General features: G+C 50.2%; 24 protein-coding genes. 12 read left to right on the top strand and 12 right to left on the bottom strand.

All coding sequences use genetic code 11. From position 1 onward, the window contains the following. Nucleotides 1–4: 4 nt before the first annotated feature. From E3E26_RS03970 to E3E26_RS04015, 11 genes are all read left to right on the top strand, one after another. Nucleotides 5–1,147, top strand: coding sequence for a formate--phosphoribosylaminoimidazolecarboxamide ligase family protein (locus tag E3E26_RS03970; protein ID WP_167899980.1), 1,143 nt, complete (start codon nt 5–7; stop codon nt 1,145–1,147). A gap of 199 nt (nt 1,148–1,346) precedes the next feature. Beyond that, nucleotides 1,347–1,472, top strand: a complete 126-nt coding sequence (locus E3E26_RS11245) for a hypothetical protein (RefSeq protein ID WP_255453695.1) — start codon at nt 1,347–1,349, stop codon at nt 1,470–1,472. A gap of 51 nt (nt 1,473–1,523) precedes the next feature. Then, on the top strand, nt 1,524–2,570 hold the full coding sequence (locus E3E26_RS03975) for a radical SAM/SPASM domain-containing protein (RefSeq protein ID WP_167899981.1): 1,047 nt from the start codon (nt 1,524–1,526) through the stop codon (nt 2,568–2,570). 200 nt (nt 2,571–2,770) lie between these two features. Next, nucleotides 2,771–3,946, top strand: a complete 1,176-nt coding sequence (locus E3E26_RS03980; protein WP_255453701.1) for an MFS transporter — start codon at nt 2,771–2,773, stop codon at nt 3,944–3,946. Nucleotides 3,947–4,007: 61 nt separating this feature from the next. Continuing rightward, a complete protein-coding gene (locus tag E3E26_RS11155) occupies nt 4,008–4,235 on the top strand; it encodes a hypothetical protein (protein WP_240911638.1) in 228 nt (75 codons plus the stop codon). A 300-nt stretch (nt 4,236–4,535) separates the two neighbouring features. Continuing rightward, entirely contained in the window at nt 4,536–4,778 is a 243-nt protein-coding gene (gene purS, locus E3E26_RS03990; protein ID WP_167900158.1) for a phosphoribosylformylglycinamidine synthase subunit PurS, read from the top strand. A 1-nt stretch (nt 4,779) separates the two neighbouring features. Continuing rightward, nucleotides 4,780–5,451, top strand: a complete 672-nt coding sequence (purQ, locus tag E3E26_RS03995; protein WP_167899983.1) for a phosphoribosylformylglycinamidine synthase I — start codon at nt 4,780–4,782, stop codon at nt 5,449–5,451. A gap of 6 nt (nt 5,452–5,457) precedes the next feature. Further along, complete coding sequence (purL, locus tag E3E26_RS04000) at nt 5,458–7,602, top strand: phosphoribosylformylglycinamidine synthase subunit PurL (RefSeq protein ID WP_167899984.1); 2,145 nt, start codon at nt 5,458–5,460, stop codon at nt 7,600–7,602. Next, nucleotides 7,599–8,594, top strand: coding sequence for a formate--phosphoribosylaminoimidazolecarboxamide ligase (locus tag E3E26_RS04005; protein WP_167899985.1), 996 nt, complete (start codon nt 7,599–7,601; stop codon nt 8,592–8,594). The genes purL and E3E26_RS04005 overlap by 4 nt, the downstream gene beginning before the upstream one ends. A 67-nt stretch (nt 8,595–8,661) precedes the next feature. Next, entirely contained in the window at nt 8,662–9,585 is a 924-nt protein-coding gene (guaA, locus tag E3E26_RS04010) for a glutamine-hydrolyzing GMP synthase (protein ID WP_167900159.1), read from the top strand. A 9-nt stretch (nt 9,586–9,594) separates the two neighbouring features. Then, a complete protein-coding gene (locus E3E26_RS04015; protein ID WP_167899986.1) occupies nt 9,595–10,161 on the top strand; it encodes a GMP synthase subunit A in 567 nt (188 codons plus the stop codon). A gap of 392 nt (nt 10,162–10,553) precedes the next feature. Here E3E26_RS04015 and E3E26_RS04020 read toward each other — a convergent pair whose 3' ends face one another. From E3E26_RS04020 to twy1, 11 genes are all read right to left on the bottom strand, one after another. Further along, on the bottom strand, nt 10,554–11,291 hold the full coding sequence (locus E3E26_RS04020; protein ID WP_167899987.1) for a DUF2101 family protein: 738 nt from the start codon (nt 11,289–11,291) through the stop codon (nt 10,554–10,556). Between the two features lie 4 nt (nt 11,292–11,295). Then, nucleotides 11,296–14,691 (bottom strand): DUF2341 domain-containing protein, encoded by a 3,396-nt coding sequence (locus E3E26_RS04025; protein ID WP_167899988.1) that lies wholly within the window; start codon nt 14,689–14,691, stop codon nt 11,296–11,298. Beyond that, nucleotides 14,691–16,790: a hydrolase gene (locus tag E3E26_RS04030; protein ID WP_167899989.1), complete on the bottom strand. Its 2,100-nt coding sequence runs from the start codon at nt 16,788–16,790 to the stop codon at nt 14,691–14,693. The genes E3E26_RS04025 and E3E26_RS04030 overlap by 1 nt, the downstream gene beginning before the upstream one ends. Beyond that, on the bottom strand, nt 16,787–18,277 hold the full coding sequence (locus E3E26_RS04035) for a hypothetical protein (RefSeq protein ID WP_167899990.1): 1,491 nt from the start codon (nt 18,275–18,277) through the stop codon (nt 16,787–16,789). Before E3E26_RS04035 ends, E3E26_RS04030 begins: the two co-directional genes overlap by 4 nt. Then, nucleotides 18,274–18,747 (bottom strand): hypothetical protein, encoded by a 474-nt coding sequence (locus tag E3E26_RS04040; protein ID WP_167899991.1) that lies wholly within the window; start codon nt 18,745–18,747, stop codon nt 18,274–18,276. The genes E3E26_RS04035 and E3E26_RS04040 overlap by 4 nt, the downstream gene beginning before the upstream one ends. Beyond that, nucleotides 18,728–19,171: a hypothetical protein gene (locus E3E26_RS04045; protein ID WP_167899992.1), complete on the bottom strand. Its 444-nt coding sequence runs from the start codon at nt 19,169–19,171 to the stop codon at nt 18,728–18,730. The genes E3E26_RS04040 and E3E26_RS04045 overlap by 20 nt, the downstream gene beginning before the upstream one ends. Before the next feature lie 2 nt (nt 19,172–19,173). Then, entirely contained in the window at nt 19,174–19,809 is a 636-nt protein-coding gene (locus E3E26_RS04050; RefSeq protein WP_167899993.1) for a class III signal peptide-containing protein, read from the bottom strand. 39 nt (nt 19,810–19,848) lie between these two features. Beyond that, nucleotides 19,849–20,478, bottom strand: a complete 630-nt coding sequence (locus tag E3E26_RS04055) for a hypothetical protein (RefSeq protein ID WP_167899994.1) — start codon at nt 20,476–20,478, stop codon at nt 19,849–19,851. Next, nucleotides 20,475–21,566, bottom strand: coding sequence for a cell division protein FtsZ (locus E3E26_RS04060; RefSeq protein ID WP_167899995.1), 1,092 nt, complete (start codon nt 21,564–21,566; stop codon nt 20,475–20,477). The genes E3E26_RS04055 and E3E26_RS04060 overlap by 4 nt, the downstream gene beginning before the upstream one ends. A 7-nt stretch (nt 21,567–21,573) precedes the next feature. Beyond that, nucleotides 21,574–23,790 (bottom strand): terpene cyclase/mutase family protein, encoded by a 2,217-nt coding sequence (locus E3E26_RS04065; protein ID WP_240911639.1) that lies wholly within the window; start codon nt 23,788–23,790, stop codon nt 21,574–21,576. A 73-nt stretch (nt 23,791–23,863) separates the two neighbouring features. Next, complete coding sequence (twy1, locus tag E3E26_RS04070; protein ID WP_167900160.1) at nt 23,864–24,850, bottom strand: 4-demethylwyosine synthase TYW1; 987 nt, start codon at nt 24,848–24,850, stop codon at nt 23,864–23,866. Nucleotides 24,851–24,982: 132 nt separating this feature from the next. Here twy1 and E3E26_RS11250 point away from each other — a divergent pair, with 132 nt between their 5' ends. Continuing rightward, a complete protein-coding gene (locus tag E3E26_RS11250; protein WP_255453696.1) occupies nt 24,983–25,117 on the top strand; it encodes a hypothetical protein in 135 nt (44 codons plus the stop codon). On the opposite strand, the gene E3E26_RS04075 is transcribed toward E3E26_RS11250, so the two are convergent. Then, nucleotides 25,114–25,695 carry a HemK2/MTQ2 family protein methyltransferase gene (locus E3E26_RS04075; RefSeq protein ID WP_167899997.1) on the bottom strand — a complete coding sequence of 194 codons (582 nt, stop codon included), beginning with the start codon at nt 25,693–25,695 and terminating at the stop codon, nt 25,114–25,116. The genes E3E26_RS11250 and E3E26_RS04075 overlap by 4 nt on opposite strands. Nucleotides 25,696–25,765 lie beyond the last annotated feature (70 nt).

Raw genomic sequence — 25,765 nt, forward strand, 5'->3', positions numbered from 1 at the left:
CGGGATGATAAGCCGCGAGGAGATTTTGGGAGTTCTTGAGAAGTACGAGCCGGAGAAGATAACGGTGGGTGTAATCGGCAGTCACTCAGCACTTGATATAGTGGACGGGGCCAAGGAAGAGGGCCTGCCAACGCTTGTCATTGCCCAGAGGGGCAGGCACAGGACTTACACGGAATACTTCAAGCTGAGGAAGACGAGAGACGGTTTAACCAAGGGGTTCATCGATGAGGTTATAGTTCTCGAAAAGTTCGCCCAGGTGATTGATGTCCAGGATGAGCTCAGGAGGAGGAATGTTATCTTCGTCCCTAACCGCTCGTTCATTGTCTATACCGGAATAGACCGCGTCGAAAACGACTTCCTCGTTCCGCTCTTTGGTAGCAGAAACCTCCTCAGGAGTGAGGAGAGGAGCGAGGAAAAGAGCTACTACTGGCTGCTCGAGAAGGCTGACCTGCCTTACCCAGAGCCTGTTAAGCCCGAAGAGATCGACGAAATCGGTTTAGTCATCGTCAAGCTTCCTCACGCCAAGAAGAGGCTTGAGCGTGGCTTCTTCACCGCTGCAAGCTACAAGGAGTTCCGCGAGAAGTCGGAGAGGCTGATTAAGCTTGGGGTAATCACGGAGGAAGATTTGAGCAGGGCCAGAATCGAGCGCTACATAATCGGCCCCGTGTTCAACTTCGACTTCTTCTACTCGCCTATCGATGGGGAAATCGAGCTTTTGGGAATAGACTGGCGCTTCGAGACGAGCTTAGATGGCCACGTTCGCCTGCCCGCTTCCCAGCAACTCACCCTGCCCGAGCACCAGTTTGAGCCAGAATACACTGTCTGCGGCCATGCTTCATCGACGCTCAGGGAGAGCCTGCTTGAGAAGGTCTTTGACATGGCCGAGAAGTACGTTGAAGCCACGAAGCGCTATTATTCCCCGGGAATAATCGGACCCTTCACTCTCCAGACGGCCGTTGACAAGGACCTCAACTTCTACATTTACGACGTTGCCCCAAGAACCGGCGGCGGAACGAACATCCACATGGCGATGGGCCATCCCTACGGCAACGCCCTATGGCGGAGACCGATGAGCACGGGTAGAAGGGTGGCGCTTGAGATCAAGCGCGCGATTGAGCTGGGCGAGCTTGAGAAGGTTGTTACATAATTTCCAATTGTTCGGTTACTTTTTATAATTTTACTTTCTTAAAAATCCTGGATTTGTGAAAAGAAGCTTTTTATGTGTTACTTTTTTTTTTAGAAATTTATTAACTTTATTTATGAACTTTAAGTTTACGAAAAACTTAAATATATTAAAACTCAACAATAGTATGCTGAGATAACGATGAGGCAAAGAAAAATTGGGGGTGGAGAAAGTGGAGAACAAACAAAAAACTAAGATTTTAGCTTTAGAAATTGATGAGGAGTTCGACGTTGAAATAAACACAAAAGTTAATGGAGATGAGGGATACTGCAAAGATCTGATGTTTTGATTTTTATTATATTTTTAATAATCTATTCGGAATAAACGTGGGGGGAGTTTGATGGAGGCGAAGTTAGGTCTACGGAGTGTTGACCTCTCAATAACATCGTCATGTAATTTAAAATGTAAACATTGTTATCTGGAAGACTTGAAAAACGCAAAGATTATATTGCCTTTTAGGAAAATTGAAGAAGTCCTCACAGATGCTAGGGATCTTGGCGCACATCACGTAACGTTGACTGGAGGAGAGCCTACCCTCCATCCAAAATTTCCAGAAATTCTTAATCTTGCTAACAAATTAGGGTTTAGGATAACAATATTTACCAATGCAACGACATTGAACGAAGACATAGTAAGTGTTTTGAAAGAGTGCAACATAAATGGAGTTCAAGTTAGTCTTGAAGGACTAAAAGAGATGCACGAAAAAATTAGAGGTAAAGGAACCTTTGAAAGGACCATATCTGGGATAAAACTCCTTGTAGATGCTGGTATTAGGGTTACTGTTAATACTCAACTAACAAAAGACATAATTGACAATATTCAAGAATATGCTTCATTTTTGAAGTCAATAGGCGTTTCAAAGCTTCTGTTAACTATCCCCTCCCTAGTTGGTGAAGCAAAAAAGAATAATGTTTGTTTTCCAGATGAAAAATTAGACGAGATTAGGAGCATGCTAAAAATACACAAACTCAAAGATCAGTTTAAGATCGATTCTACAAACCCTGACTCAAATTATACTTGCTCAAATTATACTTGTACTGCACTAATTCATCAGCTTGCCATAAATTTTGATGGCACAGTTTATCCGTGTCACTATTTTAGATCGACACACCACCACTCACTAGGAAATATTTATGTCGAAAGTTTGAGGGATATATACATATCCTGGATGAACGGGGATTCAGAACTTCTTCATTACCAGAAGTATGGAACCGCCAAGTGTAACGTGTGTAAATTCAAAGAAGTGTGTGAGCCATGTGCTGGCAGAATATATTCATTGTACAAAAACTTCAAGAATCCAGATTTGTTGTATTGTATGTTGCTTGGGAAAGAAAAAGTATTCCACGACGTACACATTAGTAGGTTAGTATGGGGCCGTATAGAATGATATAGATCTCTTTACTACGAGGTGATTTAGTTGCTAGGACAGATAAAGAAGAAAACAATCAAAGGGCTGGTTTTAGATATTGATGGACTAGAAGTTGAAGTGAATACAAAATGCAACGGAGGTGGGTGTGACGAGGACATCGACGAATGGATATAAATCTTTATCTTTTTCCTCTTTGTCTCTGGGCAGGATATCAAGAAATGGGGGGAGAACTAGTGAAAAAGATTTCACCAGAAAAGGGATACTTACTCGTATCCTCCTTAGGGGCGTGGATGACTCACTTAATGGGCCCGTATCTCACAATCTGGCTTAGGAGTTTGGGAATCTCATTTGCTCAAATCGGCTTTTTTCAGTCGGTTTCATCTTTCCTTACATTCATAACGGACTTCCCGACGGGAGGTCTGGCTGACAGGTACGGGCGAAGGCTTAACTACGCGGTTGGTATCTTGCTATTTGGAGTCTCTCTTATCATAATCGCCTGTTCGAGCAGCTTTTTTATAATAGCCCTGGCATTTGCTCTGGCTGGTATTGGAAGTGCCTTTATGAGCGGAACGCTCACTCCCTGGCTCTATGATACCATTAAAGGCGATAAAAAGAGGGCTCACATGGTCTTCAGTCGCATGAGGATTATAAACGGCATTTTAGGGACAGTAGCTGGCTTTGTTGCTGGAACCATCTCACGCTATGCCCTTAACCTTCCCATACTCCTGGCCGGCATCTGTGGGATAAGCGCTTCCCTGCTGGCACTCCTCTTCCTTGAGGAAAACTATGGCCACGGAAAGGCAAAACCTTACGGAGAAATCCTTAAGGATGGATTGAAACATATAGCCCGGGAAAGGACTCTCCACTATCTTCTCGTTGCGAGTTTCTTCCTGTCGTTCGCAGGTCGCTCGTTCTTCATGTTCTGGATGGTTCTTGCAAAGGAAGCCGGACTCAGGGAAAGCAGTATAGGTTACGTTTATCCCCTGCTGATACTTTCAACGTCTTTCGGGGGATTCGTGTCTCTCAGGCTCTCTAGGTTCATGGACCACAGGAAAATTTTAGCAATCACAACGCCGTTGATGGGTCTTCTGATAATCGCAATGGGCATTGTTAAGGGCCTCTTATCCCTCCTCGCACTCATAACTCTCTTTGAGATAATAATAGCCATTAGAGCACCCGCCATGATAACATTCAGAAACGAGCTTATACCCTCTCCAATCCGCTCTACCGTTACATCCGCACTTAGCACGATAGGAGGTATGTTCTCGATGCTTGCCAACATTGCAGTTGGGCTCATTGCTGATATCTTTGGCCTTGGAGGCGCTTATGTTGTATCTGGAATCCTTGCGCTCTTTGCGAGCTTATTCTTAATGATGGCGATCAAACATTCTTAAAAAAATAAGTACTCCTTCTCATCTTTGCTTTTTTGTTCAGATGTATCAAGCTTCCTCTTCTTTGTCTTCCCTGAGACCGAGAGGAAGTTGGGTCTTCATGAAGACGCTTCATACAGATGTCGTTCTCCTCATGGGGGACAAGGGGGTAATGAGAGTCGTCTCGGAGGATTTCAGGAGGAGGGGTGGAACCGTCGTCGGAATCCTGTCGTACTTGGAAGAGAGCAACGGGAGCAACTCCGTCGGGATAAAGATTGGCCTCGACCGGTCTGCAGGAGCGTCGTCCTGGTGAATTCAGCCGACGTCCTTGTTGTCCTCGGCGATGGTTTCGGGACTATGGTCAGACAATGATGACTTACAACCTCGGAATACCTGTGATCGTCCTCACGGGAACCGACTACATGAGCGATCTCCTCAGGGAGCTTGTTCCCGATGGGCACTTTGACCACAGGGAAAGGGTTAGGTAGTTTTCACAGAGAGCCCGGAGGATTCCGTAAGGCTCGCGCTGGAGCTGGCGCATTTTTGACACTTTTCTGTTAAAATAACCCTTAAAAACTCTAAATTTTTACACTTTTCTGGTAAGGTGATGGCCATGAAATGGAAAGTTAGGGTAACCGTCCGCCTTAAGGAGGGTCTCAACGACCCCGAGGGAAGGGTGATAGGAAAGGCCCTTAGAAACCTCGGCTACTCCGTTGGGCGCCTCAAAGTTCCGAAGTGCTTTGAGTTTGAGCTGGAGAGCGATAATCCAGAGAGGGAAGTTGAGGAGATGTGCAGGCGGCTGCTGGCTAATCCCGTCATACACACCTACGAGTACAGCATCGAAAAGGTGAGCTGAGGTGCCCCGCTTCGCGGTTATAGTTTTCCCTGGAACCAACTGCGACTTCGAGACCGAGCGGGCAATAAGAAAGGCCGGCGGCGAGGCCGAGAGAATCTGGTACAGAACCTCGCTCAAGAATTTTGATGGCGTCGTCCTTCCTGGGGGTTTCAGCTACGCCGATTATCTACGTGCTGGAGCGATCGCGGCGAGGCAGGAAATAATGGAGGAAGTGAAGGAGCTGGCAAAGGACGGAAAGCCTGTCCTCGGCATCTGCAACGGCTTTCAAATACTGACTGAATCCGGCCTCCTCCCGGGTGCTCTGAGACCCAACAGGATTCCGAGGTTCATCTGTAAGTGGGTTCACCTCAGGATCGTCGACACCGAGACAGCCTTCACTCAGTTCTACGGGCCCGGTGAAGTGATAAGAATGCCAATAGCCCACGCCGAGGGCAATTACTACGTTGATGAGCCCTCAAAGGTTCGCATGGTCCTCCAGTACAGCGATGAGCGGGGGAACGTCACCGGGGAAGCCAACCCGAACGGCTCACTGCTCAACATAGCGGCCATAGCCAACGGGAAGGGCAACGTCCTCGGAACCATGCCTCACCCGGAGAGAGCCAGCGACCGCTTCTTAGGGAGTGAAGACGGTCTGAAGGTCTTCCGCTCGATGGTTGAGTATGCAAAGAGGTGAAAAGCAATGTTCCATCACGAGGAGAAGCTCATCCGCGAGAGGCTCGGCCGGGAGCCGAACGAAGTTGAGTGGGCGATGCTTGAGGTCATGTGGAGCGAGCATGCCTCCTACAAATCAAGCCGCCCGTGGCTTAAGCTTCTGCCTACAAAAAACGAGCACGTCATCCTCGGCCCCGGTGAAGACGCTGGAATAGTGAGGTTCGACGATGAAACTTGGATAGTGGTGGGAATAGAGAGCCACAATCATCCCTCCGCGGTCGAGCCCTACGGCGGGGCGGCTACTGGCGTTGGGGGAATAGTGAGGGACATCCTCTGTATGGGTGCTCGACCCATAGCGCTCCTCGACCCCATACGCTTTGGGCCTCCTAAGAAGGAGCGCAATCGGTACCTCTTCGAGTACGTGGTGAAGGGAATAGCCGACTACGGCAACAGGATAGGTGTTCCGACCGTTGGGGGAGAAACTGAGTTCGATGAGAGCCTCGATAATTACACCCTTGTCAACGTCGCCTGCGTTGGAATAATGAAGCCCGAACATTTAGTTCACAGCTACGTCACTGAAGCAGATCTGAAGCTCATTCTCGTTGGCAACAGAACTGGAAGGGATGGAATCCATGGGGTAACCTTCGCCAGCGAGGAGCTGAGCGAGGACGCCGAGGAAGAAGACCGCTCGGCCGTTCAGATCCCCGATCCTTTCACCGAGAAGCTCCTCATTGAGGTCACGCTCGAGGCGGTCTACACGGGCAAGGTCAGGGCCCTCAAGGATTTGGGCGGCGGTGGCTTGACCTGTGCCGCTTCTGAGATGGCAGGAAAGAAGGGCTTCGGTGCGGTGATTTACGCGGACCGCGTGTCCCAGAGGGAGCCAGGGATGAACGCGATGGAGGTCATGATTTCGGAGAGTCAGGAGAGGATGCTCTTTGCAGTTAAGCCCGGGGACGTCGAAGCGCTGGGGAAGATATTCGAAAAATACGAGCTCGAGTGGACGGTAGTTGGGGAGATCATCGAGGAGCCGCGCTTCATCGTCTACTGGCACGGTGAGAAGGTCGCCGACCTGCCGATAGACCTGCTGATCGAGGTTCCAACCATAGAATGGTCTACGAAGCCGTACAGCATCGAGAGGGACGTTCCCGCTCCAGAAGTGGGCTTTGAGGAAGCCTTCGAACTCGTCTGGGGCAGCCCGAACGTAATGAGCAAGGCTTGGATATGGGAGCAATACGACCACGAGGTTCAGGGGAGGACCGTTGTAAAGCCAGGAAGGGATGCGGCAGTTCTGAAGATAAACGAGGAGTATGGTTTGGCGTTCGTGGCAGATGGAAATCCACGCCACAGCTGCCTGAACCCCTACCACGGGGCTATGGGAGCCGTCGCCGAGGTTGTCAGGAACCTCGTAAGCGTCGGAGCTGAACCCCTGGCTTTAGTTGACAACCTGAACTTCGCTTCGCCTGAGAGGCCGGAGGTTTACTGGAGCTTCGCCGAGACAGTCAGGGGACTTGCCGATGCTGCCAGTGCCTTCGGCCTGGCATACGTCAGCGGAAACGTCAGCTTCTACAACGAAGTTGCCGGAAAGCCAATAAGGCCCACACCTGTGGTTGCTGGTCTCGGAAAAGTGAGGCTTGAGGAGATACCAGAATTTGGCCTTGAGGAGGGTCTGCTCATTGGAGTCGTGGGCTTTACGAGGAGAGAACTCGGCGGAAGCGAACTCTTCAGGGTTCTCGGTGTTGATGGAGGCATGGCACCAAGAGTCCGGCTCGATGAGGAAAAGAGAAACGCCGATGCGGTGCTTCAGGCCATCAAGCTTGGTTGGGTCAAAGCAGTTCACGACGTTTCCAAGGGCGGCATCGCGGTGGCCCTAGCTGAAATGGCGATGGCTGGAAAGGTTGGTTTCACGGTTGACCTCTCGAAGATTCTGGTCGAGGGAAGTCTCGGCCCACTTGATGTGGCCTTCTCTGAAAGCCACGGACGCTACATTGTAGCCTTTCCCGAGGAGAACCTCGAGACCCTCAAGGGCATCTTCAGGGACTTCGCCGTCATCGGCAGGGCTGGAGGAAGGGAAGTGGTCTTCAAATGGAACGGTGGGACTCTGCTGAGGAGACCTTTGGAAGAGCTGGAAAATATCCACCGCTCGCTTCCAAAGCTTTTGGGTGAGGGGGAATGAGGATAGCGACCTACGCTTCCCACTCCGCCCTTCAAATTTTGAAGGGGGCCAAGGATGAGGGCTTCGAAACGGTAGCCTTCGGGAAGGTGAGGGTCAAGCCCCTTTACACGAAGTACTTTCCGGTTGCGGACCACTTCATAGAGGGCGATTATCCAGAAGAGGGGCTTCTTAGGCTGAATGCAATAGTCATCCCAACTGGTTCTTTCGTGGCACACCTCGGCATCGAGGTAGTTGAAGGAATGAGGGTTCCCTATTATGGCAACAAGGCCGTTCTCAAATGGGAGAGCGACAGGAACCTCGAGCGGAAGTGGCTCGAAAAGGCCAAGCTCAGGCTTCCGAGGGTCTATGAGGATCCAGATGACATAGACGGCCCAGTCATAGTCAAGCCTCACGGTGCTAGGGGCGGCAAGGGCTACTTCCTGGCGAAGAGTCCTGAGGACTTCTGGGGGAAGGCGGAAAAGATAGGCGCAAAAAGCAAGGAAGACCTATTCAACGTTCAGATACAGGAGTACGTCCTCGGAGTGCCGGTCTATCCCCACTACTTTTACTCGAAGCTCAACCGCGAGCTGGAGCTCATGAGCATCGACAGGAGGTATGAAGCAAACGCCGATTCGTTGGGAAGGATTCCCGCTAAGGAGCAGCTTGATCTCGGCGTTGAGCCGAACTATACGGTTATAGGCAACATCCCCATAGTCCTGAGGGAAAGCCTGCTTATGGACGTTATCGAGGCCGGCGAGAGGGTGATTAAAGCTGCCGAAGAACTCATGGGCGGTCTCTGGGGCCCCTTCTGCCTCGAGGGGGTCTTCACGGAGGATTTGAAGTTCGTCGTCTTCGAGATTTCGGCCAGAATAGTGGCTGGCACGAACCCCTTCATCCATGGCTCGCCCTACAGCTGGCTGAGGTACGACGAGCCCGTTAGCACAGGCAGGAGGATAGCTATGGAGATAAGGGAGGCTTTGGAGGAAGACAGGCTTGACGAAGTTTTGACATAAACGTGAGGATTTGCTACAGGATAGATTTATAAATTGACTGTCCAATGTGAAGGAAAAGGTGATGCTCATGTGGGAGAGCTTCATAGAGGAGAAGGTTAGAGAGATTAGGGAGACCGTTGGCGATGGGAAGGCCATCATAGCGCTCAGCGGCGGCGTTGACAGCTCGACCGCTGCTGTTTTAGCCCACAGGGCCATCGGGAATAAACTTCACGCGGTCTTCGTGAACACTGGCTTCCTAAGGAAGGGCGAACCGGAGTTCGTGGTGAAGACCTTCAGGGACGAGCTCGGTATGAACCTTCACTACGTTGACGCTCAGGAGAGGTTCTTCGAGGCCCTCAAGGGCATAACCGACCCCGAGGAGAAGAGGAAGATAATAGGCAGGGTCTTCATAGAGGTGTTCGAGGAGGTTGCGAGGGAAATAGACGCGGAGTTCCTGATTCAAGGCACGATAGCTCCAGACTGGATAGAGAGCCAGGGCAAGATAAAGAGCCACCATAACGTCGGCGGACTGCCGGAGAGGCTGAACCTCAAGCTTATCGAGCCGTTGAGGGACCTCTACAAGGATGAAGTCAGGGAACTGGCAAAGGAGCTCGGCCTTCCGGAGAAGATATACAACAGGATGCCCTTCCCGGGCCCTGGACTGGCCGTCAGGGTTCTTGGGGAGGTTACCCCCGAAAAGGTCGCCATCGTCAGGGAGGCCAACGCCCTCGTGGAGGAGGAGATAGCTAAAGCTGGACTGAGGCCGTGGCAGGCCTTCGCGGTTCTGCTGGGCGTCAAGACCGTCGGCGTTCAGGGTGACATAAGGGCCTACAAGGAGACGATTGCCGTTAGGGTCGTGGAGAGCCTCGACGGCATGACTGCAAATGCCATGAACGTCCCCTTTGAGGTTCTCCAGAGGATAGCCTTCAGGATAACGAGCGAGATTCCAGAGGTTGGTAGGGTGCTGTATGACATCACCAACAAGCCGCCAGCGACGATAGAGTTCGAATGAGGTGATTAGATGATAATCATAATGGATAACGGCGGCCAATACGTCCACAGGATCTGGCGTACTCTTAGATACCTCGGCGTCGAGGCGAAGATAATCCCCAACACTACGCCCCTCGAAGAAATCAAGGCGATGAAGCCTAAGGGAATAATCTTCTCTGGGGGACCGGACATAAACAAAACTGGCAACTGCGAGGCGATTCTGGAGCACTACGACGAGTTCAGCGTGCCCATCCTCGGCATCTGCCTCGGCCACCAGCTCATAGCGAAGTACTTCGGCGGTAAGGTCGGCAGGGGTGAGAAGGCTGAGTACAGCCTCGTGGAGATTGAGATACTCGAAGAGAACGACATCTTCAGGGGACTTCCGAAGAGACTCAAGGTTTGGGAGAGCCATATGGACGAGGTGAAGGAGCTCCCACCTGGCTTCAAACTTCTGGCAAAGAGTGAGACCTGTCCGATCGAGGCTATGAAGCACGATGAATTGCCAATCTACGGCGTTCAGTTCCATCCGGAGGTCGCCCACACCGAGCGGGGAAGCGACGTTTACCGCAATTTCGTCAAGCTCTGCGGGGAGCTTTAGTCAGCTAGTCGATCCTCTCCTCATCTTTTATCGGCAACGGGTTTAGTCATCATCCCCCAGCTATTCTCCTTCTTTGTCTTAAAGCATTTCCCTGATTACGACAGTACATTGCAAAATCAAAAACTTTTTAAAGTTTTACTTCTTACTCTTTGTGGTGATATTTTGGGACACACGGTGTACTATCGCACTCGAATCGAGCGGTGGGATGACCTCAAGCGGTTCATCGAGAGAATCTGCGATGGCCTCGGATATGAATTCGTGGAGATGGAGGAGTCTGCACTGATAGTTCCGGGATGTTGCAGTGTTGAGCCCCTACAGATAAAAAGAGAAGGGTTCGGGTTTGCCAAAACCAACCTGGTTGAGCCCTGCCATTCGGTTTACCTATTAATCCTTCACTCGCTTTCTTCTTTCGGCTCCGTTGAGGTCTGGGAGGACAGGTAGACCTCTATGATCTTAGTCGGCACCGCACCTCTCAGCCGTCTGTCCTCCACGATTAGCTTCACCACCCTTCCGACCTCTAAGTCATCGACGGCATCGACCCAGTAGCGACCTGGCTTGACGTTGGCGGCAATATCGTCGTGGACGAATACCTTCACAACGTCTTCCCTAATTTCCTCCACAACGCCGTAGGTCCAGTCACGTCCGTATTTAGCCTTGAAGTACCATCTGAATGTCATGACTGCTATGAACACAAGCACAAGGTATCCGTAGTAATGGTAGATGCTAGTGGCGATTTTCCTGATGAGGGAGTAGCCAAGGAACGCACCAAAGGATATTAGGGAAATGGAGTAGTAGAATAATCTGTACGGCTCTGGCTCTATGAAAAACTCCCTGTTTCTTGTGAGCAGGTAGCGAAGGTAGAGGAAGTATATCAGGGCTATCCCCACGAGCCAGAGAGGATTAAGCTTTAGGAACAGGACTGCGAGGTTTGTCAGGAGATAGATTAAGAATGCAATTTGGAGCTTAAGGCTGAGGAACTCGTGGGTTGTTAAATCCTTCTTTATCAGCCGTGTAAGGTATCTGAAAGTGGGTGGCTCTTCTGATGGAGAGGGGTTGATAAACTCAATTAGTTTGTGAATTCCGGAGTCCACCGCTTCACCTATGTTATAAAGGAAGTCTTCCAGCGACATAATTTCACCTCTTTAGTAGGTCTTGTGCACCCGTCGGTCCCAGTATGGCGGTGGCGGTTTCATTGTCAATGAAGAAAGGCACCACGCTCAGGTCTCCTGTAAGAGCGCTGGTGCCGTATGAAATGCCCCAGACGCGGTAGCCTGTCTTTTTAGCTATCCTTCCAAAGTAGTAGTTGAGGAAGTAGTAGTCCACGCTACTTTGTCCCTCTTCTACGAGTATTCCAAAGTTGTTGAAGAGGTCAAAGAGCTTCTGGTCGTAGTCTGCGTTTGGAACCATAAAGCTGACCAGCCCGATGGGATAGTACTCATCGCCGTATTTTATTCCGAGTTCATCCTGCATCTTCTTTGCTAGCTGGAAGTAGCGGTCGTGATTGGTTACACTGTTTTCAAGGCGCTCAAAGAAGGACACTCCCTCGTATGTTCCAAAGTACCTCTGGCCGATTATACAGGATATCAATGGCTGGAGGTCGTAGGCGCGGGCGTCGTATGCTCCCTCGGTCTCTGGAGCGGATTCGATTCCGCTGCTTCCCACATCTATGGGATCCACAGTGTAGTAGGGCATCCTGCCGATAACTATCCAGTCGAAGTATGCTGTGTTGAGAATGCTGCCCTGACTGTCTATGACTATCCCCACTTTAACTGGAGAACTCACCTGCTTGTCCAGAGTGTAGGATACGCTCCTGGCGGTGCTATCGATGTCTTCAAAGCTGAGCTCTATGTTGGTAGCTCCTGGCCTGAACACAACCTGGTATCTGTGATAGTCGGATAGCACCGAGGTACTGCCGGATATTAAGCTGTTCCCCCAGTTCTCCAGAAGGGCAAGGGTGTCTCCTCCGTGATCCTCGTAGGATGGGTTGTCATCTATGAATTGAAGAGTGTCCTCTTCCATGATGGTCTGGGTACTTCCTGAGACCCTTGTTGTTGTATAGCTGAGGTATTCATCCGCCAGATACTTGCGGACAAAGATCCAGTCATACTCGCTAGGTCCGTTGGTCCACTGCTCGAGGCCGAGGGCGCGGTTGGCCAGGTTGTATCCATTCCATCTGTTAAATGTGTAGAAGCTCTTCAGTTCCTTGTTTAGCCAGTCACTGAACTGGTATATCTTCGTCGAAGTGGGCGTGATGCGTACTTCAATGTTGTTGAACGAGTTCATCGTGTACTCGGAGATTCCGTTGTCGTACCATCCGTACCATTCTCCGTTTAGTACATTGAAGTTCCAGAGGTATCCGAGCTGATCTCCATAGTAGTTGATGTCCTCTATGCGCCCCCATCCAGAGGTGGGGTTTATGTTCCACATTATTCCAGGATTATCCACTAACTTTGCGCGGAAGTCTAGGATGTATGTGTTCGGGAATGTCTCAACTGTCCATATCCAGCTCTCAGCTGGCAGGTACAAGAGGCCATTGCTAACGCTGGGGTTTCCTGATGTGTGCCACTTTGCGGTGTCCAGAGTGGTTCCGCTGAAATCGTCGAAGAACTCGAAGACTTTGCTTCCATCTCCCCTTGTGAGCGTGCCGGTGTTGTACCTGATGTACACGGTAGTGGTGTAGTAGTAAATCCATCCTGTTATGCTCCATCCTCTACCAATGTAAGTGAGGTTGGCCTTTACCCATACCTGCGCCCCGTTTGAGTTCCAGTACTCTATCCAGAATGGCAGTGGATTCTGGAAGCTCTCGTCCGAATACACGGATATATTTGCCATATTTGTCGTTGGGTCGTAGTTTATGCCGCTTATATTCGCGGCACTTAACCTTATCGGGATTTGGATGTTCGTGATGTCATATAACTGGGGTCCTTCGTAGTTTATCACGACCTTTAGGTAGTCTCCAGTCTGCTGGTACTCTGTGTAGTTAAACTCCAGCTCAACTCCACCGTCAAAGTCGAGACTGGTATATTCCGGTTTCATTCTGAACCTTACGAAGAATGTCCCGTCTATCGCCTCTGCCGTCTGGAGGGCAAGCTTCTCTGTTCCCCCTGGAACTACGAGGTGACCGTTCCCATCGAGGTAAGCGTCCGCGAGATCGTTCCAAAGCACGGGGTTGATGCTCGTTCCATCAAAGGTATCTATGAGCCAGAACAGGTACTCCTTATTGTAGCCGTCCGTTGCGTATGCGGGATCGTCTGTGAAGTAGATGGTGTAATCTGTACCGCTTGCCTTGATCCACACCCAAACATATGTCGGGCCCCAGTACTCTATCCAGAACGGAACCTGAACGCAGGCTGTGTCGGACTTCTCGTATATCATCATCGAGGCTTCTTCGTCGGTGTGATAGATGTTGGGGAAGATACTAGTGGGAAGTTTAAGTAACACAAGGCTGCCATCGGGGAACTGGGGTATGGTGATGTTGACCCTCCATTTGTAGTTCAGACTGCACCAGTGAACTGATGATCCGATATCCCCAAAAACTAGGACTCCGATATCGTTGTCCTTGAACACTAGCCTAGGTGAGAGAGGAACCCCCTTTAGGGTTGTGTTTACTATTACTGGCGCGGTAATTTTGTTAATATCCCCCGTGCGCAGCACATATCCGGTGGCGCCATCCCCGGGATAGTACTCACCGAAGAATATGAATCCCTCGCTCCAGGTTACGGAAGAATATTTGCCCAGAACGTGGTCGGTATCGCTGCTTCCGTTACCGTAAAGAACCTTTACGGGCCTTTCTATGAGCTCCGGGAAGGTGTACTCACACGGCTCTATCGAGCGGTAGTATCTTCCGTAGGTTAATGCTGAGAAGAGCGGGTCCTCGAGGTTTTCCAGTGTGATTATTGAGTACACGTATCCTTCCCTGGGTATCGGGCCGGTGTAAACAACCTTCCCTGCCGAATCGGATATGGTCACATCGTTTATCTTGGCCTTTATCACAATCCTGAATGAATCGAGGGGAGCAACGACCAGCTCAACATTCTGCCTCAGGAAATCAGCCCGCTCGGCAGAGCTCATGGCTCTTATCTGGGAGACGCTAATATTCGCTATCTTAAAGTCGTATCCCTGCTTCTGGAGCTCTGCTGACATGTTGCCGAGCCATCCAATGATGGTCTGATCCTTCATGAGCTTATCAGAGTAGTTTTTCGCTATCTCATTGGCCTCTCCGAAAAGGACAAGGTCACGTATGGTCGCGTTCGCCATGTTGTCGGGGTTATTTGGGTCTAGAAAGTCACGCGTGTTTGCTATGTAGTCGACTATCGTGACTATAGCCCTCTTTCCGGATATCTCGAGAGTTCTCTGGAAGTCCATCTCAACGTAGGATACTATCCTGTAAGTTTTTTCAATCTGTATCCTCTCGCTCTGGGAGATGATTATCTGTGATGATACGTCCTCATACGTCGCGAGAAGAAGCATAAGGGGGATTAGAAGAAGGATAACGGTGGAGTTAAGAACGAATGCGCGCCGCTTTCTCATCAGTCTTCCCTCCAGATCCTTAGGGTTATTGTTATCGGTTCAAAGAGACCCGGAATGTTGCCCATGGAAACGAAGACTATGTTGACAGTTGGGGGCAGCTTTATCAGTATCGGGTTAGTCTGGGTTCCATCGCCGCCGAGATTGCGGAAGAGCCTTATTATCGCGTCGTCAACGGCGTATCGCTCCATTCCATCGAGGAGATCCTGGGCGGTGACATCACAGTATGGGGCATCTCCTGCGGTAACGTAATGCGGAGAGCTGTCTCCGGTCCAGTAGTAGGTGATGTTGTATCCGGAACAGCCGCTCCTCAGGAGTTCTGGGAAGACGTTACCGTATCCAGCAAAACCCTGAATAACGTAGGTTAGTTCTCCGTCTCCATTGCTTGGCTGGAGGTAGTATCCCTCCCCAAGGCTTATCGTTAGGGTGTTGATTCCAGGGGCTATTGCATTTGGGAGAGGGTGGTATTCATAGTCATAGCTGTTTCTTGTGTATCCAATCCTTGCGAGTGCGTATATGAACGGATTGGGGGGATGCTGGTAGATGTATGTGGGATCTATCAATGGATTGTCAATCCTGATAGACTGATCCGGCTGGCCGTAGTTCGTGTAGTATAGCCACGGAAACTGGAACTTTACCCAGAGGGGGGTAACACCCTGGGGAACATCGAAGCTGATTGTTATATACCTGCTCCAATCCAGATTCGGAAGCGTTATCGGTTCGGTTATGTCGATGGTGTAAGAAGTGAGCAGCACGCCGGGTGTGTAGTCCGCATAAACAAAGGATTCATTGCCTATGAGGTGGATGTTTGGAACGTACTCAGTATTCTCATCGCCTGCCCTGACTATTATCGTGGTATATCTGCTTGAGATGTGGGTATAGTTGTACCCAGCGTTTTCAAGGGCAGTTGCTATGGTGGTGTTGTCCCAGTAGCACACCTTCGTCATCGTGGTGGCGTTATACTGGCACGGTGCGCTTAGAGGTATAGGTATTTCTTCGTTGAACATGAACGATAATGAGACTGGAGTCTGAGCGGAAACGTTTCCAACGGCGATCTGAATACTAAGGGCATTAAGTTTTCCAGGGATGAAGAGATATTTCCACGCTGTTATTCCGTGTTTGGCCGTAACGTCCTCGAAATAGAACCTGTCGTTAAATTTAAGCGTGGAGGGAATTGATGTGGTATACTTTATCTTAATGTATTGGGCACCGTCTTCACCGCCATCGTATCCGCTCTTGTAGACCCTTACTTCGAATACGTTGGTCTCCCCGGGTTTGAAGTTCTCTATTAACTCCAGTCCTCCGGATGGGTCAGTATCCACGAGCTTTTCGTTGTTGTCAACGTACCCTGACCATATGAGTTGGCCATTAAGATAGACCTCATAGTTAGAACCGACCCATGCCGGCTCAAGGAACCAAGTTATTTCCTGAATTTCGGCATCCTTTGGAATAGCATCCGCGGGAATTATGTATTTTATTATGACGGCGTCATCTTGGTTATCCGTTCTTGCATATATGTATCCTCCCCTGGCTGTGTAGGTGTTTTCCTTGCTTCCTAGCTTGTTGAGAAACGCCCTCGCCATGTATCCCCTTGGGGTCTGGTTGTAGGCGTAGCCGCTCAGTATGAGTGTTGCAGGGGTCACGTCCGAGGCCGTTGAATAGTTGGCTCCAGTCTTTCTTAGATATGGGCTTGTGTAGTTGTTTATCATGAGTTCATAGTTGTAGTCCGTTAAGGTGTTGTTGAGGACGTAGCCCATTATTACCTCCGCTTTGTGCTTGAGATTTGCCTCCGGAAAAACCGGGGCGGTTGCCCAGTACGTTGCCACAATGTCAATCGGGGACATATCTGGAGTTACAAGCGTTGTGTTGAGAGTCCCATCGCTTATCCACTCTTCGAGCTTCTCGGGTGGAACGAGCTCCCTAAGGGGAAGGGTTCTGAACATGGTCAGGGTATCTTCTGCTACATATTTGGATTGGGAGCGCATATATGTGGAGTAAACTTGGGCACTTGTGTTAATCTGGCTTATACTAACTACAAACATTGTTACGAGCAGGAGCGCAAGTATTGCGTCAAGTGTGAATATAAAGCCCCGTCTCTTCATGAGTCATCCCACACCCACAGCTTTAACACAGCGAGGCTCGCCTGAGGCTTCATTATTGTCTTGATTCCATTCAGATCCGTTATCTCAACTTGGTCAATGTCTCTCATCTCGTACACCCAAACGTAGATGTCTAGGCTCTCGCCCTGTTTTATCTGGGTAAGGAACTCCTTCCACTGGACTATCACGTAATCCGGACTTCCGGAGGTGTAGGACTTAACGTATGTCTTCCCATTGATGGTCTGATTGATAATGAGCTGTATGTTGGAATCGACAGAGGCTTTGTAGGCGGCCAAGACAGAATAGCCCGAGATGTTCGTTCCCCTCATCCATGCCACCATGACAATGTAGCCGGTATCGTTGAACCCTACCTTGAGGGCCATATAGTCGGGAATCGGGGTGTAAATACTTCCAACATAGAGCTCTTTTGGTAGACCATTTGGTGTCACTGTGTAGCTTCTGTTGTATATCATCTTGGTCATCGGAACCCTTCTCTCGGTGTAGGTTATCCACGGAGAACGGTTCATTGAGGTCCGGATTATGCTGGAATCTTCCACAAAGGTGCCGTTTATCATCGTCATGTTATAGTCAGCGTCAACGACCTTGGTAGCATAGATGTACCTTATGGTAAGGTTGGTTGAGTAAACTCCACCCTGCTGTCCCCACCAGATAACACCGTCCCACGTGGTGGAAACTTCCAGGCCCTCTCTGTGGTAGGGTAGCCATAGCTGGTACCCACCATTCTCGAGGGGGGTCCATCCAATTGGAAGCCATCCTGAATCAACCCGCACGTATACAGTTGAACCCGCCGGGATCGTGACTATTTCTTTTGGTCCTCCAGCTGCCTGCCCTGCTGGTATAGAGTACACCACATTGACATCCTCGGTAATCTTGAAGGTGAATATCTCTCCGGCACTCATGTTCATAACGTACTGGATATTCCCAACACCGGGGAAGTCCTCTCTCAGGGGTGAAGCCCACGGGACCACTATTGAGAGTCCATATGCGTAGCCAGGTCTGGTAGTGAGTGAGAAATGCCTCCCCTCAGTCAGCTCGACTGAACCTTCTATTTGTGGGGGTATAACGGTAACGTTGCCGATAATCTCAACCCTAGTCAGGTAAAATCCAAGCGTGAAATCCTTACCCATGCTCAAATTGGCAAGGGCACTCCTAATCGTTGGGTCATTATCATTAACAGCCTTGTTCAAGGCCTCTATTTTTAGATAGTCAATGGTATTGGGATATCTGCTGTTCTCGAGGCCTAGATAAACAAGGTTTGATGGGTCGCTCTCCCAGTTGCCTGGAGTTCCGGGGTTTTTCACTACGATATCGAGCATGTTGTCTCCGATATTGGCCCTTTCGTACCAGCCCAGCATGGTAGTTATATCATCTTTTAGCGCACTGGATGTGCTGATTATCATTCCCAGTATGAGTATAACTATGACCAATGAGAGCATCGCGTCAAAGGAAAGCAGCTGACCTCGCCTCATTTTCTCACCACATCCACGTTTATCTCAACCTCTTCTCCACCAAAATACAGCTTGCCTCCGCTCAGCTGGACGTTTGTGTTTGAGGCAAGGTCATTGACTATGTACTGCTTTATGTTGGCCTCCAGGGTTGCTTCGGGGACGGCACTCCCCGAGTACGTTATGATGATATTGACCTGTATCTTGCTATCCAGCTCGTTCATGCTAATGGAGGTGAGCTGGAATGTGTGGTAAGTGTAGTTGTCGGCCTTTATTATTTCGTTCAGGGGAGCGTAGCCAGCTTCGTTGATCATAACCCCGGTGTTTATGTATGCACAGGCACTGGATGCAGAGTTCCTTACGTAAACAACCAGTGAGGTGTCCCTGTTCTCATTCAGGTAGGGAGGTACTATTATCAGAATTCCCGTGAGGATTATGGCGACTATGAAGAGGGTCTCAATCGCGGTTTGAGCCCTACGACGAGATACCGACATACAGCCTTCCCTCCGCCTCGTTGTACGTTGCCACTATCTGGAATTCTCTATCCGCCTCTGTGAGGGTGACTGAACTCTCCCTGTAAATTGGCACGGGACTGTTCTGGATGACGAGGTACTTTCTCCCAGCTATTGTGGCGTTTATCATGATGGTATCGTTGGATGGTACGAGTGTAATCGTAACTTTGTCGCCTGAATCGAGGTTCATGGGAAGTTCTTTCCTCACACTGAAGCCATCTCCTGCGGCGTAAACTTTTACAACCGAATCTCTCATGTCTATTGAGAATGCTTTGAGCTTTGCAGCCTCATTGAAGGTCTCGGCGTGGGTTGTCTCGCTACTGGCAATATAAACTAGGTTAACCATTGTTAAGGTTATCAGAGTAACCGCAAAGAGGAAGTCAATGCTTATCTGTCCCCTCTTCATGTTCAGTCACCAGGATTAATGTTTATTCTCAGCTCGCCCTTCGTGGAATCAAACGTCCAGCTGTTGGGATTGTCGGGGTTCCACTCGACGACTATCTTCAGGGTCGCGGGGAGGTCATCGGGGTCTATCTCCAGGCCGTAAATGGTATCCGCGCCAATAGTGATGCTTCCCAGGGGGGACCATATGGACGGGTTATCGTACAGCACCGCCTGATACATCGACCTGCTCCAGAATATGTTCTTATCTCCACCACTAAGAACGAGGTTAAAGCCCGTGCCAGTGACAGTGACGTAAGTGCCGTTGCCGTCACTGCTGTAGTTGCCGTAGGTTATGAACACCTTTGGATTCTCCACGTTCAGACTCTTCTCAAGCATTCCGGAGTCCTTCAGGTAAGTTAGCTTGACGTAGGTGGTGGACTTGGCACCGGGTCCCTGGGCATAGACTTGGCTTATCGTGTTGGAAACGGCATTGGCGAGGTTCTTCTCCTCAAGACTTACCTGAATACGGAGAGTTTCGGTTGAAGTTGAACCTTCTCGGAAAGTAACGTTGTTCACAGAGTAAAGTAACAGTATAAGCATTATACCGAATATGAGCATAAACTCCAGTGAAACCTGGCCACGCCTCGCTTTTTTCATCATACATTCTCCCCTCAGTATTGATATGGTGTGAACATCTATTTAATGGTTACTCTCGGATTTTTCAGCTTTTACTACCGCAAAAAGGCCCGTTCCGACTTTTCTGGTTGCAACTCCGAAATAATCGCCGCTGAATATCTTGAACTTGTACCTTTCGGGGGGCAAGGAATGCTTCTCCACAAGTTCAGTCAGCTCATCGATGAAGAACTGGGTGAGCTCGTAGTAAATCAGGTCGAGCTTCTCTTTAGTGTAGTCCCTGATGAAGAGAATCACGGGCAGCATCGCGAGGCCGAGGATGAAGTAGGGCTGTTTTAGCAGCAGGGAGGCCGCTGCCGTGGCTGCAATGAGGCCTCCTACGACGGCGTATGCTGCTTTTTCCTTTTTCTTTATCCCCTTGATTTCCTTCACCTTTTCTTCCCAGATGTCCAGAAGCGCCGGATTGTAGAAATCAAAGGCGGTGTGACGCTTTCCCTTGGCTATTCTTTCTCTTATCAGGTCGTCCCAGTCATCCCTGTAATAGATGACCTCTCCATGGAGCTTGGCCCTTTCGGCATCGAGAGAGGAGATTATCCTGATTATGTCCTCGGCGCTTTCGTGGGCTATGTGTGCGTAAACCTCCTTTTCGTCGAGCTCCAGCGCGACCTCGACAGAGTCCTTTATTGGCTCGGTCATTCCCCATCACCAGGATATATGTCGTCGAAGTCGGGCAGACCGCTCAGCAACTCTTTCTTCTTAGCTTCAGCCTTTTCCTTGGCTTTTATGAACGACTGAGCGTAGCGCTTGGCAGTTAGTACTATCTCCTCGATGCTCTTGCTCTCGTAGATGCCGCTCAGCAGGGTTACAACTTCAACCTCTCTCTCGCGCGGATCTGGATAGAAGCCGCGGAATATCTGCTTGCCTCGTATCTTGTTGGTGAGGTAATCGAGGGCCTCGAATATCTCCGTAGCTTTGAGCAGCTCCGGCGGTCCGTGAATAGCAACGAGGCCGTAGAGCGCTGACTCTATGTTTGCATCCAGATAAAGCCCCTCGTTCTCAAAGGACTTCATTATGAGCCTTGAGAGGCTCTTGACCTTGTTAGCGTCAGCTTTCGCATAACCAATGGTGGCAAAGCTTCCAAAGGCCTTGAGAACGAACTTCAGATCGCTCGCGTCAAGCGTCTGCTCGCCGGGAACGTCTACAAGTGCCAGCAGGGATGCTATGCGCTCGACTATCGTGTAGTTTATCCTCTCGTAGGCCTTTGTTATGTCGTCACCGCTCTCTTTCAGCTTGTTGTTGTCGATGGCTATGATGGAGTCGGCTATCTTGGAGAGCTTGTCTATAGTTATGGCCGCGTTTATGGTCGGCCTTATGCCCTCTTCTTTGAGTGGAAGTGCTCCAATAGCCACGACGAGCGAATCGGGGTACTCCTCCTTCAGGGCCTCTGCCAGAACTGGTGTTCCTCCGGCTCCAGTTCCACCGCCGAAGCCAAAAGTTAAGAAGAATACGTCTATGTCTTCGTAGCCGATTATCGATCCTATCTTACGCATTACCATTGGTAAATCGCGCTTCATTGCCTCTCTGCCAAGTAGTGGGTTGGCGTTGACACCCTTTCCACCGGTGAGGCCCTCTCCTATGAGTATTCTTCTCTCGTGAGGAATGTGTTTTAGGTAATCCAGGTCTCCCCGGGAGGTGTTTATCGCCAGTGCCTCAAAATCAACTAGGGCGAAGAGGTCGGCTATCTTCGTTCCGCACTGGCCGACCCCTATGATTAGAGCCCTCACCTTTTAATCACCCCACTACGATGACGCGCACCTTCCCATTCTCTCTGAGGAGTACCATTGCCTCTCCTCTTATGTATCTAATGAAGCCGGTGGTGAATATCTCCTTCGCTATTTCTGCGTTCTCTGGTTCGTAGAATATGAAGAACACGACGCCCTTTGGAGTCTTGCCGGGAATGAGGATCACTGCTTTGTCGGTCGGAACCGTGACGTTGCCCACAGTAACTGTACCATCCTCAATGTAGAACCTTATATAGGGGTTGTAGTCTCTGATGCAGTAGTCGCCGAAGTTTGTCATCACTATGTAGCTCTCCTCTCCGATGACCGTCGAGTTGGTCGGTATGAAGCCTCCGCTGAAGAGATCGTTCAGTGTGGCTATTATCTCGTTTACGCTCTCCGGATCCATCCCGGGTGCAATGATCTGGAACACATCGGTGTTAAGGGCTCTCTCGACATCATAGAGGTTAACGGGCGGTACGTACTGGAAGCGCGAGAGGTAGAGTATAGCGTTCGCTGTCTCTATGGTCTTGTCCTCTATCAGTCCGCTGTCCCTGGCTTCCATCACGAAGTCGAGGGTCTCATTGGTGTAGTTGTGACCGTACTTGATGAGTAAGTCGGTGGCCCTGACGGTGAGCTCGACGCTCGGGGTTCCCGGGAATTCTTTGTTCTTCTCCCAGACGTAGTAGGTCTTCCAGTAGGGCCAGCCGCCATCAACCCTCTGCTCTATGAGCCACTCAATGTGGGGCTGAAGTTCTTCGGGCGTGGCTATTCCGTCGAGGGCCTCAAGGACTGTGAGAGTGGTCAGGACGTCAGGCTTGAGCATGTAGGCGAAGTACCTCGTTGTCACGTAGGTTCCCCAACCGTCGTTGGTTATGCTCAGGAGCCAGTCCTTAGCCTTCTGGATTAGCGGGTCGTCCGAAGGAACGCCCAAATCGCGGAGGGCCTTAACGGCCAGAGCGGTCTCGTAGGGCTGAGGCCCAAGGACGGTGTTGCCCCAGAGGCCGTAGTCGAGCTGAGCGTTGCGTATGAGCTCTATTGCCTGAGCTTTCTCCTCCTCGGTGAGATCATTGTACATGAGGAGTATCTCGAGAGCGTAATAGTAGCCAACGGACATCCTGCCGTTTTGCTCTATCCAGAGAGCATCCCTCTGGAATGCCTCTCTTGCCCACGCCACTGCCTTGTCTATGGCCTCCCTCTCGGGATAGCACTCCTTGATCGCTATAAGTGCGTAGTAGGTGGCCTTCTCGTTGGAGGGGGAGTTTAGAGTAAGACCCCACCCTCCATCGGGGTTCTGCATGTTCTTCAGGGCTTGGCAGGGCATCTCGTATGGGTTTTTAACCTCGCTTGGAGGAAGTACTTCAAAGGACGTGGAGAGCGCCATCAGGGCAAAGGATGTTGTCGCTATGAGTTCGGTAGAAGAGAACAGATCCGGAGTGTTCATCCAATAAACGAGGTCGTTGGATGTTTTGCTGTAAGATTCGAGCTTTATTAGTATTCTCGCGGTGTCAAAATCGGGTGGGGTGTGGAGAACCAGGGCATATGTGAGTATTGCCCTCTCTTTCATATTTATATCGCCGTTGAGGAGGACATCCTTGACCTCATCTATAGTCTCTTTGTCGACGGGATATCCTGTGCTGTGATATGCGATGAGCTTAAGGGCTAGAGCTTCGTAATCGGAGATCTCGCAGGAGGCGTTTTCGAGATATTTAATCGCATCGCGGACGGTTTGGCTGTTGTAGGTGTATCCGCTCTCACCAAGGGCCCACACGGCCATGACCGTTGGATAGCATGAGGCAGATGTTCCAGGGACGTAGCCCCAGCCGTTTTCGTTCTTCGCAGAGAGAAGGTATGAAACTCCACTCTGAATGGCAGGCCTTACCTTGAGTCTGGTCATTGTATCCAGATGGGGATACGCTCTCTTCAGCGCTATGACAGCATAGGCAGTGTCGAGGACGTTGCTTGTCTCACCTGGATAAAGACCCCATCCCCCATCCGGGTTCTGGTATGCGAGAAGCGTCTCCAAAAGGGTTGAGATGTCCGGGACAATGCCCCCGTCCAGGTCGCTGGCAGCCTCGGATAATGCCATGACTGCCAAGCTTATTTCCCTCGTCTGCTTTGTAGATTTGGCCGCGTCTTCAAGAAACTTTGCAGAGCCGTCTATCGTTCCGGCGCTAACGGCTGGAATCAACATGAAAACAATCATCATCAAAGCCAGAACTTTCTTCATCATCTTACACCCCTAAGTTCATTCTAAGCGGCCAGAATAAATAAACCTTTTCCATAAAAAGGGGAGAGAAAGCTCAGTGCTTTATGAAGCGTTCCGTTTTGCCCACATCGTCCCGCATTATCAGAACGACACGGCTCGGCTCGTACTCGTCCTCGATGTGGTAGCCGGGCAGGTGCCTGACGAGCTCTTCGGCGAAGGCCTTAATTTCTTCGTGGCGCGGCATATTGTTTATCGTGAGTCTGTTCCTCGAGAAGCCGACGAACATGTAAGCTTTGGCCTCGACGAACATTGGTTTGGCCTTCATTATGAGCTTTGCGTAGCCCTCTGGATTATGCATGTTCTCGCCCTTGACGAGCGTGAGTCTTATCACCGTCCTCGTCTGCAGGCCGTTCATGAGCTCGAGCGTTCTAAGGATTTTCTCCCAGCCGTCGGGAATCATTGGGACATTGACGCGGTTGTAGGTCTCTATGTCTGGAGCGGTGAGCGAGACGTAGAGCTGGGTCGGAAGCTTGTCCTCCTTAATCATCTCTTCGAGTCTTTCCGGAGCGGTTCCGTTTGTGACTATAAAGGTGGTGAATCCGCGCTTGTGGAACTCTTCGACGAGGTCCCCCATGTATGGATAGAGCATCGGCTCACCGGAGAGGCTTATGGCGGCGTGCTTCGGATTCCAGGCCTCCTCGAACTTCTTCATGTTTATTCCAGGCATGCCCTTGTAGCCGACGAGGAGCTTTCTTTGAGCTTTTATGCTCTCCTCAACAATGAACGCCGGGTCGTCCCATGGCTGTGGAAGCTCAATGCCCAGGAACCCTTCCATAGGACGCCAACAGAAGATGCAGTTGTGGGTGCACCACGCGGTAACAGGGGTCATCTGCAAACAGCGGTGTGAGTGTATTCCGTAGAACTTCTGCTTGTAGCAGAACCTGTCGTGCTTTATGCTCTCCTTTAACCAGTGGCAGAGCTTGACGGCGCTGTGATGACCCACTAAAGCATAATGCTGCTTCTGGAACAGTCTCGCGATCTCCTCAGGCATGTTTGGATTGGACTTGAACGTTATCGCCATTAGTCTCACCTAACTCCACTTCAGACACACTTTTAAAAAGGTGTTGGGAACAAAGCTGTCCCATATCTCATCGTCGAAAAACCCTTCGTCAATCGGGGAAAAGTTTAAAAGGAAAAGTTCGAGGTTAAGCCTATGTTCGAGCGAGTAAAACCAATTTCAATGCTCAAAACGGAGGAGTTTGAGGTCTTTCCCGAGGAAGAGCCCGAGGTCGAGAACAGGCCGAAGGTTAAGTTCCTGTTTGAAGTTAAACGGCACCATTTGGCCTAATCATCAAGCAGGGCGTTTATCAGGACTATGTCCTCAAAAAAGACATGCTTCTTAGCGGCTATTTCTCCCTTTAGGCCAACTTCTTTCAGCCTCTTGAGAGTCTCTTCTATTCCTGTTATGGAGCTCTGAACTATCTGAACGATTCCACCTGGCTTTAGGTAATCGGCAACTTCATCTATGAACCTGTCGAGAACTTCCCTCCCGGTTTCTCCCCCCACCAGTGCAAGGTCTATCGGCTCCTCGGGTTCGCCGGGCAGATAAGGCGCGTTGAAGGTGATGACGTCAAACTCCCCATTAACCCTCTCAAAGAGGTCGCTCTGGATGAACTCAACGTTTTCAATGCCGTTGAGCCTCGCATTTTCCCTTGCCAGCTTAACGGCGAGGGGATTTACGTCAACACCGAGGACGTACTCTGCCTTCCTCGCCATCAGAAGTGCTATTATGCCCGTCCCGGCACCCATGTCGAGGGCAACGTCGCCATGTTTAACCGCTAAGTTCTCGGCTAAGAGGAACGTGTCCTCCGCTGGCTCGTAGACCTGAGGGTGGATTTTTATCCTCAGTCCTCCGTAATACAGCATGATGGTAGCTGGTTCCCAACCTTTTTGTGTTTAACGCTGTCATCTCTGACACCATAAGGCATTTTTGAAA

It is taken from the genome of Thermococcus sp. LS1 (assembly GCF_012027395.1).
Lineage (GTDB): Archaea > Methanobacteriota_B > Thermococci > Thermococcales > Thermococcaceae > Thermococcus.

Bases quoted from the DNA above. Each gene is read 5' to 3' on its own strand.
- E3E26_RS03970 (WP_167899980.1), top strand. From the start codon at position 5: ATGATAAGCCGCGAGGAGATTTTGGGAGTTCTTGAGAAGTACGAGCCG.
- E3E26_RS03975 (WP_167899981.1), top strand. From the start codon at position 1,524: ATGGAGGCGAAGTTAGGTCTACGGAGTGTTGACCTCTCAATAACATCG.
- E3E26_RS03980 (WP_255453701.1), top strand. From the start codon at position 2,771: ATGGGGGGAGAACTAGTGAAAAAGATTTCACCAGAAAAGGGATACTTA.
- purS (WP_167900158.1), top strand. From the start codon at position 4,536: ATGAAATGGAAAGTTAGGGTAACCGTCCGCCTTAAGGAGGGTCTCAAC.
- purL (WP_167899984.1), top strand. From the start codon at position 5,458: ATGTTCCATCACGAGGAGAAGCTCATCCGCGAGAGGCTCGGCCGGGAG.
- E3E26_RS04005 (WP_167899985.1), top strand. From the start codon at position 7,599: ATGAGGATAGCGACCTACGCTTCCCACTCCGCCCTTCAAATTTTGAAG.
- guaA (WP_167900159.1), top strand. From the start codon at position 8,662: ATGTGGGAGAGCTTCATAGAGGAGAAGGTTAGAGAGATTAGGGAGACC.
- E3E26_RS04015 (WP_167899986.1), top strand. From the start codon at position 9,595: ATGATAATCATAATGGATAACGGCGGCCAATACGTCCACAGGATCTGG.
- E3E26_RS04020 (WP_167899987.1), bottom strand. From the start codon at position 11,291: ATGTCGCTGGAAGACTTCCTTTATAACATAGGTGAAGCGGTGGACTCC.
- E3E26_RS04025 (WP_167899988.1), bottom strand. From the start codon at position 14,691: ATGAGAAAGCGGCGCGCATTCGTTCTTAACTCCACCGTTATCCTTCTT.
- E3E26_RS04030 (WP_167899989.1), bottom strand. From the start codon at position 16,790: ATGAAGAGACGGGGCTTTATATTCACACTTGACGCAATACTTGCGCTC.
- E3E26_RS04035 (WP_167899990.1), bottom strand. From the start codon at position 18,277: ATGAGGCGAGGTCAGCTGCTTTCCTTTGACGCGATGCTCTCATTGGTC.
- E3E26_RS04040 (WP_167899991.1), bottom strand. From the start codon at position 18,747: ATGTCGGTATCTCGTCGTAGGGCTCAAACCGCGATTGAGACCCTCTTC.
- E3E26_RS04045 (WP_167899992.1), bottom strand. From the start codon at position 19,171: ATGAAGAGGGGACAGATAAGCATTGACTTCCTCTTTGCGGTTACTCTG.
- E3E26_RS04050 (WP_167899993.1), bottom strand. From the start codon at position 19,809: ATGATGAAAAAAGCGAGGCGTGGCCAGGTTTCACTGGAGTTTATGCTC.
- E3E26_RS04055 (WP_167899994.1), bottom strand. From the start codon at position 20,478: ATGACCGAGCCAATAAAGGACTCTGTCGAGGTCGCGCTGGAGCTCGAC.
- E3E26_RS04065 (WP_240911639.1), bottom strand. From the start codon at position 23,790: ATGAAGAAAGTTCTGGCTTTGATGATGATTGTTTTCATGTTGATTCCA.
- twy1 (WP_167900160.1), bottom strand. From the start codon at position 24,850: ATGGCGATAACGTTCAAGTCCAATCCAAACATGCCTGAGGAGATCGCG.
- E3E26_RS11250 (WP_255453696.1), top strand. From the start codon at position 24,983: ATGTTCGAGCGAGTAAAACCAATTTCAATGCTCAAAACGGAGGAGTTT.
- E3E26_RS04075 (WP_167899997.1), bottom strand. From the start codon at position 25,695: ATGCTGTATTACGGAGGACTGAGGATAAAAATCCACCCTCAGGTCTAC.